Origin of the sequence: Streptomyces sp. NBC_01707 (assembly GCF_041438805.1) — a bacterium.
Taxonomy (GTDB): Bacteria; Actinomycetota; Actinomycetes; order Streptomycetales; family Streptomycetaceae; genus Streptomyces.
In genome coordinates this window covers 7,972,258-7,987,514 of the sequence record NZ_CP109190.1, presented here as the reverse complement: position 1 = coordinate 7,987,514, position 15,257 = coordinate 7,972,258, and the positions used below count along the sequence as shown (strand labels likewise).

The window sequence follows — 15,257 nt, the reverse complement described above, 5'->3', positions numbered from 1 at the left end:
AACGTGTCTCGCCCTTTGGAAGTTCTGTGACATGCGGCACTGCTTGCTGCGGTACGACAATCACGCCCCGAAACGACCCTGTACGCCCATTTTCAGGGGGTTCCGGTTTCCCGGAAGGGGCGAAACGGGGTATTCACTCGAAACGCGCCGACACAAGATCCCAGATCGTGTCGGCGAGCCCTTCCTTGGGGCCGTACGGCACGGGCGTCTCCCCGCCGTCGACCGCGAGCACCACCGCTTCGTTCTCCTCGGAGCCGAAGGTCTTGCGCTCCCCCACCTCGTTGACGACCAGGAGATCGCAGCCCTTACGGCGGAGCTTCTTCCGACCGTTGGCGAGGACGTCGTCGGTCTCGGCCGCGAAGCCGACGACGATCTGGCCCGGCGTGGCCCGCTCGGCCGAGACCTCGGCGAGGATGTCGGGATTGCGTACGAGCGTGATCGGTGCGGGCTCCTGGCCGTCCTTCTTCTTGATCTTCCCCTGGGCGTACTCGGCCGGACGGAAGTCGGCGACCGCGGCCGCCATCACCACGACATCGGCGTCGGACGCGGCCTTCAGCACGGCCTCACGCAGTTGCACCGCGGTGCCGACCCGCACGACGTCGGCGCCGGAGGGATCGGGCATCCCGGTGTTGGCCTCGATGAGGGTGACGCGGGCGCCGCGGGCGACCGCGGTTCGGGCGAGCGCGTACCCCTGCTTGCCGGAGGAGCGGTTGCCGAGGTAGCGAACCGGGTCGAGCGGCTCCCGGGTACCGCCCGCGCTGATCACCACGTGGCGGCCGGCCAGATCGGGTTCGACGGGCCCGCGGGCCAGCACCCGGCGGCAGACCTCGAAGATCTCGCCGGGGTCGGGCAGCCGGCCCTTGCCGGTGTCGACGCCGGTGAGCCGGCCGACGGCGGGCTCGATGACGACGGCGCCGCGCCGTCGGAGCGTGGCGACGTTCTCCTGGGTGGCGGGGTGCTCCCACATCTCGGTGTGCATGGCGGGCGCGAAGACCACCGGACAGCGGGCGGTGAGCAGCGTGTTGGTGAGGAGGTCGTCGGCGAGGCCGTGGGCGGCCTTGGCCAGCGTGTCGGCGGTGGCGGGGGCGACCACGACGAGGTCGGCACCCTGGCCGATGCGCACGTGCGGCACCTCGTGGACGTCGTTCCACACCTCGGTCGACACGGGGTGTCCCGAGAGCGCCGACCAGGTCGCGGCGCCCACGAAGTTCAGGGCCGACGCGGTCGGGACGACGCGTACGTCATGACCGGACTCGGTCAGCCGTCGCAGCAGCTCACACGCCTTGTAGGCGGCGATGCCCCCGCTGACCCCCAGGACGACCTTCGGCTTCTCCACTGCGTCTCCCCGCACTCGGGTACGTACTCGGACACGTACACCCCCATGCTGCCTCACGGCGTCCGAGCGGCCCCCACGGCCCCGGACACACCACAGGCCCGACGGGTGACCGCCGGGCCTGTGATGAAGGTGCAGTTCCTGCTTACTGCGCGGGGCCCTCGATGGCCTCCGAGGTCAGCAGGCCCGCGTTGATCTCGCGGAGCGCGATCGACAGCGGCTTCTCGTGCACGTGGGTGTCGACGAGCGGACCGACGTACTCGAGGAGGCCCTCGCCGAGCTGCGAGTAGTACGCGTTGATCTGGCGCGCGCGCTTGGCGGCGTAGATCACAAGGCTGTACTTCGAGTCGGTGGCCTCGAGGAGCTCATCAATCGGCGGGTTGATGATGCCCTCGGGCGTGGTGATGGAAGAGGACACTCTCTGCCTTCCGAAGGGGGTAAAAATCAAAGAGATCTTTGACAGTGCTGATTCCGCCGGGGCGGTGATCCGGGTCGGCTGCGTCAGTCGCTGCTCTCACGGCGGGCGGAAGTCTGCAACATCAAGGCTAGCAGCTCGCGTGCCACGTCCTCGACGGAGGTGTTGACCAGCGTCGTATCGAACTCGGATTCGGCAGCGAGTTCGACCTTCGCGGCGGCAAGTCGTCGCTCGATCACCTCCGGCGCCTCGGTCCCGCGGCCGGTGAGCCGGCGCACCAGCTCGTCCCAGCTGGGCGGGGCGAGGAAGATCAGCCGCGCGTCGGACATCGACTGACGGACCAGTCGCGCGCCCTGGAGGTCGATCTCCAGGAGGACCGGTTCGCCCGCCTCCAGGCGTTCGAGCACGGCCCGGCGCGGTGTGCCGTAGCGATTGCCGGCGAACTCGGCCCACTCGAGCAGCTCGCCGTTGGCGATCAGCTTGTCGAACTCGTCGTTGTCCACGAAGAAGTAGTGGACGCCGTTGCGCTCGCCGGGGCGCGGCCTGCGGGTCGTCGCCGACACCGAGAGCCAGACCTCGGGGTGGACCTTGCGCATGTGCGCGACGACCGTGCTCTTGCCGACCCCGGAGGGGCCGGAGAGCACGGTCAGCCGCGGACGTGCGTCCGGGGGTACGGGGGACGTCCCCCGGGATGTTGCAGCCATGGAGCGATTATCCCCGTTCTCAGGGGTGCCTGAGAACGTCAGGCGGGAGAGCCACCGAACTCTCGCTCCAGGGAAGCAATCTGGTTGGAGCCGAGACCCCGGACCCGGCGGCTCTCGGAGATCCCGAGCCGCTCCATGATCTGCTTGGCGCGGACCTTGCCCACGCCCGGCAGGGACTCGAGAAGGGCGGAGACCTTCATCTTGCCGATGACGTCGTTCTCCTGGCCCTGCTTGATGACCTCGTGGAGGGAGGCGCCGGAGTGCTTGAGTCGATTCTTGACCTCGGCCCGCTCCCGGCGAGCCGCGGCGGCCTTTTCGAGCGCGGCTGCGCGCTGTTCAGGGGTAAGGGGCGGAAGAGCCACGCCTACGTCACCTCGGATGTCGATCTGTCGGATACGGACCGGTGAGGAACCTAATCGCCCCACACCTGGTGAGCAACGAACAACCTGTGCACGTTGGCTCTCGACGGAGACTAGCGGCCAAGGCCGCCCGAGTCAGCGAGAACAGACGAAAAGTCCTGGTCAGCCTTGGCCGACCAGGACATTTCAGGCATAACCACCGAGATTTTTGGTCAGGATTCCGCCGACACGCTGTTACGTGGCATCGTCAGCTTGTCGGAACGGCCACGCGGACCTCGTCCGTGAGCCGATCGGCGGCTTCGCGCAGCCCTGACGCGTCAGGTCCGTGGCGCAGCACGCCCCGGCTCACGCTCGGCAGCACATTGCCCACCGCGGCGCCGAAGACGCCCGGCAGATCGGCCGGGGTAGCACCCTGCGCACCGATGCCGGGGGCCAGCAGCGGTCCGTTGACCGCCAGATTCACCCCCGCGTCCCCGAGTGTGGCGCCGATCACCGCGCCGACCGAGCCGAGCGGCGTGGCGCCCTCGTTCTCGGCGGCCACGTGGTCGAGCATCAACTGGGCCAGCGACCGGCCGTCGGCGGCGGTGGCGCGCTGCACCTCGGCGCCCTCCGGGTTGGAGGTGAGGCCGAGGACGAAGACGCCCGAACCGGAGAGGACGGCCGCGTCGAGCGCCGGTCGCAGCGAACCGAAGCCGAGGTACGGCGAAACGGTGAGCGCGTCGGAGAAGAGCGGTGAGCCCTTGTCCAGGTAGGTCGCCGCGTAGGCGCCCATGGTGGACCCGATGTCGCCGCGCTTGGCGTCCATCAGGACGAGCGCTCCGGCGGCCCGCGACTCCTCGACGGCCTTCTCCAGGACGGCGATGCCGCGCGAGCCGAACCGCTCGAAGAACGCGGACTGCGGCTTGAGGACGGCCACCCGGTCGGCCAGCGCCTCGACGACCGTACGGGTGAACCTCTCCAGGCCCGCGACGTCGTCGTTCAGGCCCCAGGCGGTGAGCAGCGAGGCGTGCGGGTCGATGCCGACGCAGAGCGGCCCGCGGGTGTCCATGGCGTGGCGCAGACGCGCGCCGAAGGGTTCAGGGGTCACTTCATGACCTTCCGGGTGTCGGCGCCGACGGCCTCGGCGAGGGTGGCGTACGGGGAGGCGGCGAGGCGCGCGGCAAGGCCCTTGTGGATCGCGCGGGCGTAGAACGGCCCCTCGTAGATGAAGGCGCTGTAGCCCTGGACGAGGGTGGCGCCGGCGAGGATGCGCTGCCAGGCGTCCTCGGCGGTCTCGATGCCGCCGACGCCCACGAGGGTGATCTCGTCGCCGACGCGTGCGTAGAGCCGCTGCAGGACCTCCAGGGAGCGCGCCTTGAGGGGCGCGCCGGAGAGTCCGCCGGTCTCCTTGACCAGCGACGGCGAGGACTTCAGTCCGAGGCCGTCGCGGGCGATGGTGGTGTTGGTGGCGATGATGCCGTCCAGGCCCAGCTCGACCGCGAGGTCGGCGACCGCGTCGACGTCCTCGTCCGCGAGATCAGGGGCGATCTTGACGAGGAGCGGGACCCGGCGGTCGGTGACGGTCCGGTCGGCCGCCTCGCGCACGGCGGTGAGCAGCGGGCGCAGGGCCTCGGTGGCCTGGAGGTTGCGCAGGCCGGGCGTGTTGGGCGAGGAGACGTTGACGACGAGGTAGTCGGCGTGGCGGGCGAGCCGTTCGGTCGACTTCACGTAGTCGCCGACGGCTTCGGTCTCGGGCACGACCTTGGTCTTGCCGATGTTGACGCCGACCGTGGTCCGGAAGACCGGGTTGCGGGTGGCCAGGCGCTCGGCCACGGCCGCGGAGCCCTCGTTGTTGAAGCCCATGCGGTTGATCAGCGCGCGGTCCGCCACGAGGCGGAAGAGCCGCTTCTTGGGGTTGCCGGGCTGCGGCTCGCCGGTGACCGTACCGATCTCGATGTGGTCGAAGCCGAGCATCGACATGCCGTCGATCGCGACGGCGTTCTTGTCGAAGCCCGCGGCGAGGCCGAACGGGCCGTGCATGCGCAGGCCGAGGGCCTCGGTGCGCAGCTCCTTGTAGCGGGGGGCGAGCGCCGCTGCGACGAACGTACGCAGCACGGGGATGCGGGCCGCGAGGCGGATCCACCGGAAGGCCAGGTAGTGGGCCTGCTCGGGGTCCATCCGCTTGAAGACCAGCTGGAAGAAGAACTTGTACATCGGGGTGTCCTCGGTGTCCTCACAGAGAGGGGGACACCGTTTCCGGTGTCCCCCTGCTGGGCCTGCTAGTCGCGCGCCGCGGTCAGATGTTCCGCGTGTTCCTGGAGGGAACGTACGCCGACGTCTCCGTGGTTGAGTGCGTCGATGCCCTGGACGGCGGCGGCGAGCGCCTGGACCGTCGTGAGACAGGGCACGGACCGGGCGACCGCCGCGGTACGGATCTCGTAGCCGTCGAGCCGGCCGCCCGTTCCGTACGGCGTGTTGACGATCAGGTCGACCTCGCCGTCGTGGATGAGCTGGACGATGGTCTTCTCGCCCTGCGGTCCGACGCCCTCGGACTGCTTGCGCACGACCGTGGCGTGGATGCCGTTGCGCTTGAGCACCTCGGCGGTGCCGGACGTGGCCAGCAGCTCGAAGCCGTGGGCGACCAGCTCGCGCGCCGGGAAGATCATCGAGCGCTTGTCGCGGTTGGCGACGGAGATGAACGCGCGGCCCTTGGTGGGCAACGGGCCGTACGCGCCGGCCTGCGACTTGGCGTACGCCGTGCCGAAGACCGAGTCGATGCCCATGACCTCACCGGTGGAGCGCATCTCCGGGCCGAGGACGGTGTCGACACCGCGGCCGTGGATGTCGCGGAACCGCGACCACGGCATGACGGCCTCCTTGACGGAGATCGGCGCGTCGAGAGGCAGGGTGCCGCCGTCGCCGTTCCTCGGCAGCAGACCCTCCTCGCGCAGCTCGGCGACGGTCGCGCCCAGCGAGATGCGGGCGGCGGCCTTGGCGAGCGGGACCGCGGTCGCCTTCGAGGTGAAGGGGACGGTGCGCGAGGCGCGCGGGTTGGCCTCCAGGACATACAGGATGTCGCCGGAGAGCGCGAACTGGATGTTGATCAGTCCGCGGACCCCGACGCCCTTGGCGATGCCCTCGGTGGAGGCCCGGAGCCGCTTGATGTCGTAGCCGCCGAGGGTGATCGGGGGCAGTGCGCAGGCGGAGTCGCCGGAGTGGATGCCGGCCTCCTCGATGTGCTCCATGACGCCGCCGAGGTAGAGCTCGGTGCCGTCGTAGAGCGCGTCGACGTCGATCTCGATGGCGTCGTCGAGGAAGCGGTCGACCAGGACCGGCCGGGTGGGGCTGATCTCGGTGGACTCGGCGATGTACGACGACAGCCGCGCCTCGTCGTACACGATCTCCATGCCGCGGCCGCCGAGCACGTACGACGGGCGCACGAGGACGGGGTAGCCGATCTCGTCGGCGATGGCCTTGGCCTCGGCGAAGGTGGTGGCGGTGCCGTGCTTCGGCGCCGGGAGTCCGGCCTCGGCCAGGACGCGGCCGAAGGCGCCGCGGTCCTCGGCGGCGTGGATCGCCTCCGGCGAGGTGCCGACGACCGGCACGCCGTTGTCCTTGAGCGCCTGCGACAGGCCCAGCGGGGTCTGGCCGCCGAGCTGGACGATGACGCCGGCGATCGGGCCCGCGAGGGACTCGGCGTGCACGATCTCCAGCACGTCCTCGAGCGTCAGCGGCTCGAAGTACAGGCGGTCGGAGGTGTCGTAGTCGGTGGAGACCGTCTCCGGGTTGCAGTTGACCATCACGGTCTCGTAGCCGGCTTCGCTCAGCGCGAAGGAGGCGTGGACGCACGAGTAGTCGAACTCGATGCCCTGGCCGATGCGGTTGGGGCCCGAGCCGAGGATGATCACCGCGGGCTTGGTGCGGGTCGCGACCTCGCTCTCCTCGTCGTACGAGGAGTAGAAGTACGGCGTGTTCGCGGCGAACTCGGCGGCACAGGTGTCGACCGTCTTGTAGACGGGGCGGATGCCGAGCGCGTGCCGCACCTCGCGGACGACGTCCTCGCGCAGATCGCGGATCTCTGCGATCTGGGCGTCGGAGAAGCCGTGCCGCTTGGCCTCGGCGAGCAGCTCGGGGTCGAGCTTGTCGGCGGCGGCCAGCTCGTCGGCGATCTCCTTGATCAGGAACAGCTGGTCGACGAACCAGGGGTCGATCTTCGTGGCGTCGAAGACCTCTTCCTGGGTGGCGCCGGCGCGGATCGCCTGCATGACGGTGTTGATACGGCCGTCGGTCGGCCGGACCGCCTCGGCGAGCAGCTCGGCCTTGTCGCCGGTCTCGCCGACGAAGGTGAACTGCGAGCCCTTCTTCTCCAGGGAGCGCAGCGCCTTCTGCAGCGCCTCGGTGAAGTTGCGGCCGATCGCCATGGCCTCGCCCACCGACTTCATGGTGGTGGTGAGGGTGGAGTCGGCGGACGGGAACTTCTCGAAGGCGAACCGCGGGGCCTTGACCACGACGTAGTCGAGCGTCGGCTCGAAGGAGGCCGGGGTCTTCTCGGTGATGTCGTTGGGGATCTCGTCGAGCGTGTAGCCGACGGCCAGCTTGGCGGCGATCTTGGCGATCGGGAAGCCGGTGGCCTTCGACGCCAGCGCCGAGGAGCGGGAGACGCGCGGGTTCATCTCGATCACGATGACCCGGCCGTCGGTCGGGTCGATGGCGAACTGGATGTTGCAGCCGCCGGTGTCGACGCCGACCTCGCGGATGATCGCGATGCCGATGTCGCGCAGCCGCTGGTACTCGCGGTCGGTGAGCGTCATCGACGGGGCCACGGTGATCGAGTCACCCGTGTGGACGCCCATCGGGTCGAAGTTCTCGATGGAGCAGACGACCACGACGTTGTCGTTCTTGTCGCGCATCAGCTCCAGCTCGTACTCCTTCCAGCCGAGGATGGACTCCTCCAGGAGCACCTCGGTGGTCGGGGAGAGCGTGAGGCCCTGACCGGCGATCCGGCGCAGCTCCTCCTCGTCGTGCGCGAAGCCGGAGCCGGCGCCGCCCATGGTGAAGGAGGGGCGGACGACGACGGGGTAGCCGCCGAGCGTCTCGACGCCCCCCAGGACGTCGTCCATCGAGTGGCAGATGACGGAGCGGGCGGACTCGCCGTGGCCGATCTTGGCGTTGACGGCTTCCACGACACCCTTGAAGAGGTCGCGGTCCTCGCCCTTGTTGATGGCCTCGACATTGGCGCCGATGAGCTCGACGCCGTACTTCTCCAGGACACCGTTCTCGTGCATGGAGATCGCGGTGTTGAGTGCGGTCTGGCCGCCCAGCGTCGGGAGCAGCGCGTCGGGGCGCTCCTTGGCGATGATCTTCTCGACGAACTCGGGGGTGATCGGCTCGACGTACGTGGCGTCGGCGATCTCCGGGTCGGTCATGATCGTCGCCGGGTTGGAGTTCACCAGGATGACGCGCAGGCCCTCGGCCTTGAGGACGCGGCAGGCCTGGGTGCCGGAGTAGTCGAACTCGGCGGCCTGTCCGATGACGATCGGGCCGGAGCCGATGACCAGGACGGACTGGATATCGGAGCGCTTAGGCACGCTGGCCCTCCATCAGGGATACGAAACGGTCGAAGAGGTACGCGGCGTCGTGCGGGCCGGCGGCTGCCTCGGGGTGGTACTGGACGCTGAAGGCCGGCTGGTCGAGGAGCTGCAGTCCCTCGACGACCTGGTCGTTCAGACAGACGTGGGAGACCTCGGCGCGGCCGAACTTCGTGTCGGACACCTTGTCCAGCGGGGCGTCGACGGCGAAGCCGTGGTTGTGCGCGGTGACCTCGACCTTGCCGGTCGTGCGGTCCTGCACCGGCTGGTTGATGCCGCGGTGGCCGTACTTCAGCTTGTAGGTGCCGAAGCCGAGGGCACGGCCCAGGATCTGGTTGCCGAAGCAGATGCCGAAGAGCGGCGTCTTCCGCTCCAGGACGCCCTGCATGACGGAGACCGGGTGGTCGGCGGTGGCCGGGTCGCCGGGGCCGTTGGAGAAGAAGACTCCGTCGGGCTCGACCGCGTACACCTCGTCGAGGGTCGCGGTGGCGGGCAGGACGTGCACCTCGATGCCGCGCTCGGCCATCCGGTGCGGGGTCATGCCCTTGATGCCGAGGTCGATCGCGGCGACGGTGAACCTCTTCGTGCCGATCGCGGGGACGACGTACGTCTCCTTGGTCGCGACCTCGGCGGAGAGGTCGGCGCCCACCATCTCGGGGGCTTCCTTGACCCGGGCCAGCAGGGTGGCCTCGTCGGCGACGGCGTCACCGGAGAAGATGCCGACGCGCATGGCGCCGCGCTCGCGCAGGTGGCGGGTGAGGGCGCGGGTGTCGATGCCGCTGATGCCGACGACACCCTGACGCTCCAGCTCCTCGTCGAGCGAGCGCTGCGAGCGCCAGTTGGAGGGCCGCCGCGCGGGGTCGCGCACCACGTATCCGGAGACCCAGATCCGCTGCGACTCGGGGTCCTCGTCGTTCACACCGGTGTTGCCGACGTGCGGGGCGGTCATCACGACGACCTGGCGGTGGTACGACGGGTCGGTCAGCGTCTCCTGATAGCCCGTCATGCCGGTGGAGAACACCGCCTCGCCGAAGGTCTCCCCCACGGCCCCATAGGCGCGGCCGCGGAAGGCGCGGCCGTCCTCCAAGACGAGTACGGCGGGAACGCTGGAGGCTCCCCGGGTGGAGGTCGTCATCGCGCGATGCCTTCCGTAGTGCTGTCGGTGAGGTGATGGATGGCGTCGACCCAGGCCGGGTGTTCGGCCGAGTGGTCGGAGCGGAAGCCGGAGTCGATCAGCCTGTCGCCGAGCGCCCAGGTGATGATCAGCAGACCGCCCTCGGGGAGGACCTTGCCCGCGATGCCCTTGTCGAGCCGGGCGTCACGCAGCTGCGCGGCCGGGACGAAGAAGTCGGCCGCCCCGGGGCGTACGACGTCGAGTCCCTGTTCGGTCAGGGTGAGCTCGACGCGGCTGCGGGTGCCGAGGCCGTGGGCGACGATCCGGTCGAGCCACTGCCCGGCGGTCGTCGACGCGTGGTAGCGGCCGGTCATCGTCAGCAGGGGTGGCTGGGCGGCGTACCCGTCCGGCGTGGCGGGCAGCTCCGGCAGGTCGGACTGCAGGCTTCCCCGCCACTTCCATCCCTGGCGCATCAGCCAGTAGACGAAGGCGATGAAGACGACGAGTCCGATCACCCAGCTGATGCGGGCGGACAGGTCGGTCACGTCCGCCGACTTCTGCTCGGCGGCCAGCTGGTACAGGGGGGTGAGTGATGTCACGCGAGCTTCCCGTCGACGACCGTGGCACGGCCCCGCAGGAACGTGTGGGTGACGCGACCCGGCAGCTCGCGCCCCTCGTACGGGGTGTTGCGGCTGCGGGAGGCGAAGCCCGCGGGGTCCACGACTCCACGGTATGCCGGATCGACCAGCGTGAGGTTGGCAGGCTCACCGGGCGAGACGGGACGGCCGTGTCCTTCCAGGCGGCCGATGGCCGCGGGGCGGACGGACATCCGGTCCGCGACACCCGTCCAGTCGAGCAGACCGGTCTCGACCATCGTCTGCTGGACGACCGAGAGCGCGGTCTCCAGGCCCACCATGCCCATGGCGGCCGCGGCCCACTCGCAGTCCTTGTCCTCGTGCGGGTGCGGGGCGTGGTCGGTGGCGACGCAGTCGATCGTGCCGTCGGCGAGCGCCTCGCGCAGGGCCATCACATCGGCCTCGGTACGCAGCGGCGGGTTCACCTTGTAGACGGGGTTGTACGACCGTACGAGCTCGTCGGTGAGGAGCAGGTGGTGCGGGGTGACCTCGGCGGTGACGTTCCAGCCCTTGGACTTGGCCCAGCGGACGATCTCGACGGAGCCGGCGGTCGACAGGTGGCAGATGTGCACCCGGGAGTCGACGTGGGCGGCGAGGAGGACATCGCGGGCGATGATCGACTCCTCGGCGACGGCGGGCCAGCCACCGAGGCCGAGCTCGGCCGAGACGATGCCCTCGTTCATCTGGGCGCCCTCGGTGAGGCGGGGCTCCTGGGCGTGCTGGGCGACGACACCGTCGAACGCCTTCACGTACTCCAGCGCGCGCCGCATGATCACGGCGTCGTCGACGCACTTGCCGTCGTCGGAGAAGACTTTCACTCCGGCGGCCGAATCGTGCATGGCGCCGAGTTCGGCGAGGTGCTTGCCCTCCAGGCCGACGGTGACGGCGCCGATCGGCTGCACGTCGCAGTAGCCGGACTCCTTGCCCAGCCGCCAGACCTGCTCGACGACACCGGCGGTGTCGGCGACCGGGAAGGTGTTGGCCATGGCGTGCACGGCGGTGAAGCCGCCGACCGCCGCGGCCTTGGTGCCGGTGAGGACGGTCTCGGAGTCCTCGCGGCCGGGCTCGCGCAGGTGGGTGTGGAGGTCGACCAGCCCGGGAAGCAGAATCTGCCCCTCGGCCTCGACCACCACGGCGTCTCCGGCATCGATACCGGTACCGACCTGCGCGATGGTCTCGCCGTCGATCAGGACGTCCTGCGGCTCGCCGCCGAGGATCTTCGCGCCGCGAATAAGGATCTTGCTCATGGTTACTTGTTCTCCTCGGAATCGGCGGGGCGCGCAGCGCTTCGATCAAGGGTGGTGGCGGGCGAGGGTGCGGCGGGCTCGGAGCCGCCCAGCAGCAGGTACAGGACCGCCATGCGGATGGAGACGCCGTTGGCGACCTGCTCGACGACCGTGCACCGGTCGGAGTCGGCCACCTCGGCGGTGATCTCCATGCCGCGGACCATCGGGCCGGGGTGCATGACGATGGCGTGCCCGGGCATCTTCGCCATGCGCTCGCCGTCGAGGCCGTAGCGGCGGGAGTACTCGCGCTCGGTCGGGAAGTACGCGGCGTTCATCCGTTCACGCTGCACACGCAGCATCATCACGGCGTCGGACTTCGGCAGCACCTCGTCGAGGCTGTAGCTGATGTCGCACGGCCACTGCTCGACACCGACCGGGACGAGGGTCGGCGGGGCCACCAGCGTGACGTGGGCGCCGAGGGTGTGCAGCAGGTGCACGTTGGAGCGGGCGACCCGGCTGTGCAGGATGTCGCCGACGATCGTGATCCGTCGTCCTTCCAGGTCCCGGCCGAGCCCCGCATCGGCCCCGACCAGCCGGCGGCGCATGGTGAAGGCGTCCAGGAGCGCCTGGGTGGGGTGCTCGTGCGTGCCGTCACCGGCGTTGACGACGGCGCCGTCGATCCAGCCGGAGGTGGCGAGGCGGTACGGGGCGCCGGAGGCGCCGTGCCGGATGACGACGGCGTCCGCGCCCATCGCCTCCAGGGTCAGTGCGGTGTCCTTGAGCGACTCGCCCTTGGAGACGGACGAGCCCTTCGCGGAGAAGTTGATGACATCGGCGGAGAGGCGCTTGGCGGCGGCCTCGAAGGAGATGCGGGTACGGGTCGAGTCCTCGAAGAAGAGGTTGACGACGGTGCGGCCGCGCAGGGTCGGGAGCTTCTTGATCGGCCGGTCGGCGACGCGGGCCATCTCCTCGGCGGTGTCGAGGATCAGCACGGCGTCGTCGCGGGTGAGGTCGGCGGCCGAGATGAGGTGACGCTTCATCTGGGTGTTCTCCGGGTGGCTGGAGGGTTCAGGCATGCGGGCGTGCGGAAGCTGTCGTACGACCGGATGTCGGCCGTACGGGTGAGTGCAGCTACTGCGCGCCCGCCGGGGCGGTCTGCTGGACACCGAGCAGCACGGCGTCGCGGCCGTCCTCCTCGGCCAGCTGGACCTTGACCGTCTCCCGCAGCGACGTGGGGAGGTTCTTGCCGACGTAATCGGCACGGATCGGGAGTTCGCGGTGGCCGCGGTCGACCAGGACCGCGAGTTGCACCGCGCGGGGGCGGCCGATGTCGCCGAGCGCGTCGAGCGCGGCGCGGATCGTACGGCCGGAGAAGAGCACGTCGTCGACCAGGACGACCAGTCGGCCCTCGATGCCCTCGCCGGGGATCTCGGTACGGGCCAGGGCGCGCGCCGGGCGCAGCCGCAGGTCGTCGCGGTACATGGTGATGTCGAGGGAGCCGACCGGCACCTTGCGGCCGGTGATCTCATCGAGCTTGTCGGCCAGCCGACGGGCGAGGAAGACGCCTCGTGTCGGGATGCCGAGGAGCACCACATCGTCCGCGCCCTTGGCGCGTTCGACGATTTCGTGGGCGATTCGGGTCAGTACCCGGGCGATGTCGGGAGCCTCGAGAACGGGGCGTGCCGCATTGCCGGTGGCTTCGTGCTGTGCGTCCATAAGAAACGGACCTCCTTCTCCGCCTCACTGGACGGACCTTAAAGGACGTCGAAATTTGCTTCATCAACGTTACCAGGCCTTGCACGGAGCCTTGGTCACAATCCCGGGAGGTGCCGGTGCGGACCATTCGGCTTGACGCATCCAAGTAACGCTGCGTAACCTCACAGTGAGTTACCAGACTTCGTCCGGGGAGCCTTATGTCCAGCGAATACGCAAAACAGCTCGGGGCCAAGCTCCGTGCCATCCGCACCCAGCAGGGCCTCTCCCTCCACGGTGTGGAGGAGAAGTCCCAGGGCCGCTGGAAGGCCGTCGTGGTCGGTTCGTACGAGCGCGGCGACCGTGCCGTGACCGTACAGCGTCTCGCCGAGCTGGCGGACTTCTACGGTGTCCCGGTGCAGGAGCTTCTGCCCGGCACGACGCCCGGCGGGGCCGCCGAGCCGCCGCCCAAGCTTGTCCTGGACCTGGAGCGCCTTGCCCACGTCCCGCCGGAGAAGGCCGGACCGCTGCAGCGCTACGCGGCGACGATCCAGAGCCAGCGCGGTGACTACAACGGCAAGGTGCTCTCGATCCGCCAGGACGACCTGCGCACGCTGGCCGTGATCTACGACCAGTCGCCGTCCGTACTCACCGAGCAGCTGATCAGCTGGGGCGTCCTGGACGCGGACGCGCGCCGCGCGGTCGCCCACGACGAGGGCTGACGTGCGGGTCTGAAGCCGCGAAGAAACGTAACGCCGGGTTGGCCGGGTCCCCCATTCGGGCCCCGGGCATCCCGGCGTTTTTTGCTGTCGCGATCCCCGCGGTGCGGGGTTCGGGGTTCGGGGTTCCGTCCTCAAGCGCCGGACCGGCTTGGGTGCCCCCGCCCGGGCCGTGAGGCACCGTCGCCCCTGGCTGGTGATGGGACGGGCGGTGCCGCACACCCCGGTCCGGGTGGAGGGGTCCGTCCTCAAGCGCCGGACCGGCTTGGGTGTCCGCGCCGGGCCGTGAGGGCACCGTCGCCCCTGCCCGGTGGTCGGGTGGGCGGTGCCCCTCCTCGGTCCGGGTGGACGGTTCCGTCCTCAAGCGCCGGACCGGCTTGGGTGCCCCCGCCCGGGCCGTGAGGCACCGTCGCCCCTGGCTGGTGATGGGACGGGCGGTGCCGCACACCCCGGTCCGGGTGGAGGGTCCGTCCTCAAGCGCCGGACCGGCTTGGGTGCCCCGTCCAGGGCCGTGAGGCACCGTCGCCCCTGCCCCGTGGTGGGGTGGGCGGTGCCCCTCCGGGGCGTCTCCTCGGGACTGGCGCGGAAGCCGGCGACGCGGGCGAGCCCGGCAGGTGCGCCAGCCCCTGCGCGGACTCCCCTGCACGGCCCCACCCGTGCATCACTCGCGTCTGCGACCCGGTGGTCGTAACCGCCCCCGCCCCCGGATGTCGTAACAAGAAGACGCCGCGCAGGTCGTAATCGGAAGGCCCGCCGGGCCGCTGACGCGCAACGGCCGGTCCGGGGCCGTGCGGGGGCCCCGCAGGACGACGAACAAGGACCCGAGCTCCCCCGACGACGAACCCGAACGTTCGTCGTTTGAGGGGCACCGGACCACCACCCACCCGGAGAACGGCGCCGAACCGGACACCCCGAGCCCGTCCGGCGATTGAGGACGGAACCCCGGCCCCGGGACAGGGGCACACCACCACGAACGACGCCCCGACCTGGGGCCACGCACGCCGAAGGGCCCACGGTCACGTGACCGTGGGCCCTTCGTGGGCTGAACGCCGCCGAAGGCTAGGCCTCCCGGCGGAGGTTCGGCTTGAGGTCCTTGAAACGGGCCAGCAGGCCGTTCACGAAGGACGGGGAATCGTCGGTGGAGAACTCCTTGGCGAGCTGGACCGCCTCGTCGATCACCACCGCGTCCGGCGTCCCGTCCACCCAGATCAGCTCGTACGCACCGAGCCGCAGGATGTTCCGGTCGACGACCGGCATGCGGTCGATCTCCCAGTCCACGGCGTAGGTGATGATGAGGTCGTCGATCCGGTCGGCGTACTGCGCGTACCCCTCGACGAGCTCCATCGTGTACTCGGTGACGGGCGGCTGACGGGTGTCGGACCGCGAGAGCCGCACCCAGTCCGCGAGGACCGTCTGCACGGACTCACCGCGCTGGTCGGCCTCGAAGAGGATCTGGAAGGCTCGCTTGCGGGCCGTGTTCCGAGCAGCCACGG

General features: G+C 70.0%; 14 protein-coding genes. 1 reads left to right on the top strand and 13 read right to left on the bottom strand.

The window, feature by feature from the left end:
• Positions 1-133 precede the first annotated feature (133 nt).
• The 12 genes from coaBC to pyrR all read right to left on the bottom strand — a co-directional run bounded on the left by coaBC (position 134) and on the right by pyrR (position 13,069).
• Positions 134-1,336, bottom strand: coding sequence for a bifunctional phosphopantothenoylcysteine decarboxylase/phosphopantothenate--cysteine ligase CoaBC (gene coaBC / locus OG963_RS35815; RefSeq protein WP_093930057.1), 1,203 nt, complete (start codon positions 1,334-1,336; stop codon positions 134-136).
• A 142-nt stretch (positions 1,337-1,478) separates the two neighbouring features.
• Complete coding sequence (gene rpoZ / locus OG963_RS35810) at positions 1,479-1,751, bottom strand: DNA-directed RNA polymerase subunit omega (RefSeq protein WP_003970369.1); 273 nt, start codon at positions 1,749-1,751, stop codon at positions 1,479-1,481.
• An 83-nt stretch (positions 1,752-1,834) separates the two neighbouring features.
• The gene (gmk, locus tag OG963_RS35805) at positions 1,835-2,452 is read right to left on the bottom strand and encodes a guanylate kinase (protein ID WP_037822075.1); all 618 of its coding nucleotides are present in this window, start codon (positions 2,450-2,452) and stop codon (positions 1,835-1,837) included.
• Between the two features lie 38 nt (positions 2,453-2,490).
• Positions 2,491-2,814 (bottom strand): integration host factor, encoded by a 324-nt coding sequence (locus OG963_RS35800; RefSeq protein ID WP_003970367.1) that lies wholly within the window; start codon positions 2,812-2,814, stop codon positions 2,491-2,493.
• 244 nt (positions 2,815-3,058) lie between these two features.
• On the bottom strand, positions 3,059-3,898 hold the full coding sequence (gene pyrF / locus OG963_RS35795) for an orotidine-5'-phosphate decarboxylase (protein ID WP_093775370.1): 840 nt from the start codon (positions 3,896-3,898) through the stop codon (positions 3,059-3,061).
• Positions 3,895-5,004 (bottom strand): quinone-dependent dihydroorotate dehydrogenase, encoded by a 1,110-nt coding sequence (locus tag OG963_RS35790; protein ID WP_093930056.1) that lies wholly within the window; start codon positions 5,002-5,004, stop codon positions 3,895-3,897. Before OG963_RS35790 ends, pyrF begins: the two co-directional genes overlap by 4 nt.
• A gap of 65 nt (positions 5,005-5,069) precedes the next feature.
• Complete coding sequence (gene carB, locus OG963_RS35785; protein ID WP_093775366.1) at positions 5,070-8,378, bottom strand: carbamoyl-phosphate synthase large subunit; 3,309 nt, start codon at positions 8,376-8,378, stop codon at positions 5,070-5,072.
• Complete coding sequence (gene carA, locus OG963_RS35780) at positions 8,371-9,513, bottom strand: glutamine-hydrolyzing carbamoyl-phosphate synthase small subunit (protein WP_093775364.1); 1,143 nt, start codon at positions 9,511-9,513, stop codon at positions 8,371-8,373. The genes carB and carA overlap by 8 nt, the downstream gene beginning before the upstream one ends.
• Positions 9,510-10,091, bottom strand: a complete 582-nt coding sequence (locus OG963_RS35775; RefSeq protein ID WP_093775362.1) for a hypothetical protein — start codon at positions 10,089-10,091, stop codon at positions 9,510-9,512. The genes carA and OG963_RS35775 overlap by 4 nt, the downstream gene beginning before the upstream one ends.
• Complete coding sequence (locus OG963_RS35770) at positions 10,088-11,374, bottom strand: dihydroorotase (RefSeq protein ID WP_093775360.1); 1,287 nt, start codon at positions 11,372-11,374, stop codon at positions 10,088-10,090. Before OG963_RS35770 ends, OG963_RS35775 begins: the two co-directional genes overlap by 4 nt.
• A 2-nt stretch (positions 11,375-11,376) precedes the next feature.
• On the bottom strand, positions 11,377-12,393 hold the full coding sequence (locus OG963_RS35765) for an aspartate carbamoyltransferase catalytic subunit (RefSeq protein WP_030918911.1): 1,017 nt from the start codon (positions 12,391-12,393) through the stop codon (positions 11,377-11,379).
• A gap of 91 nt (positions 12,394-12,484) precedes the next feature.
• Positions 12,485-13,069, bottom strand: coding sequence for a bifunctional pyr operon transcriptional regulator/uracil phosphoribosyltransferase PyrR (gene pyrR / locus OG963_RS35760; protein ID WP_093775358.1), 585 nt, complete (start codon positions 13,067-13,069; stop codon positions 12,485-12,487).
• A gap of 197 nt (positions 13,070-13,266) precedes the next feature.
• On the opposite strand from pyrR, the gene bldD reads away from it, so the two are divergent.
• A complete protein-coding gene (gene bldD / locus OG963_RS35755; RefSeq protein ID WP_014157378.1) occupies positions 13,267-13,767 on the top strand; it encodes a transcriptional regulator BldD in 501 nt (166 codons plus the stop codon).
• A 1,056-nt stretch (positions 13,768-14,823) separates the two neighbouring features.
• Here the strand turns inward: bldD and nusB are convergent.
• Positions 14,824-15,255 (bottom strand): transcription antitermination factor NusB, encoded by a 432-nt coding sequence (gene nusB, locus OG963_RS35750; protein WP_030918905.1) that lies wholly within the window; start codon positions 15,253-15,255, stop codon positions 14,824-14,826.
• Positions 15,256-15,257 lie beyond the last annotated feature (2 nt).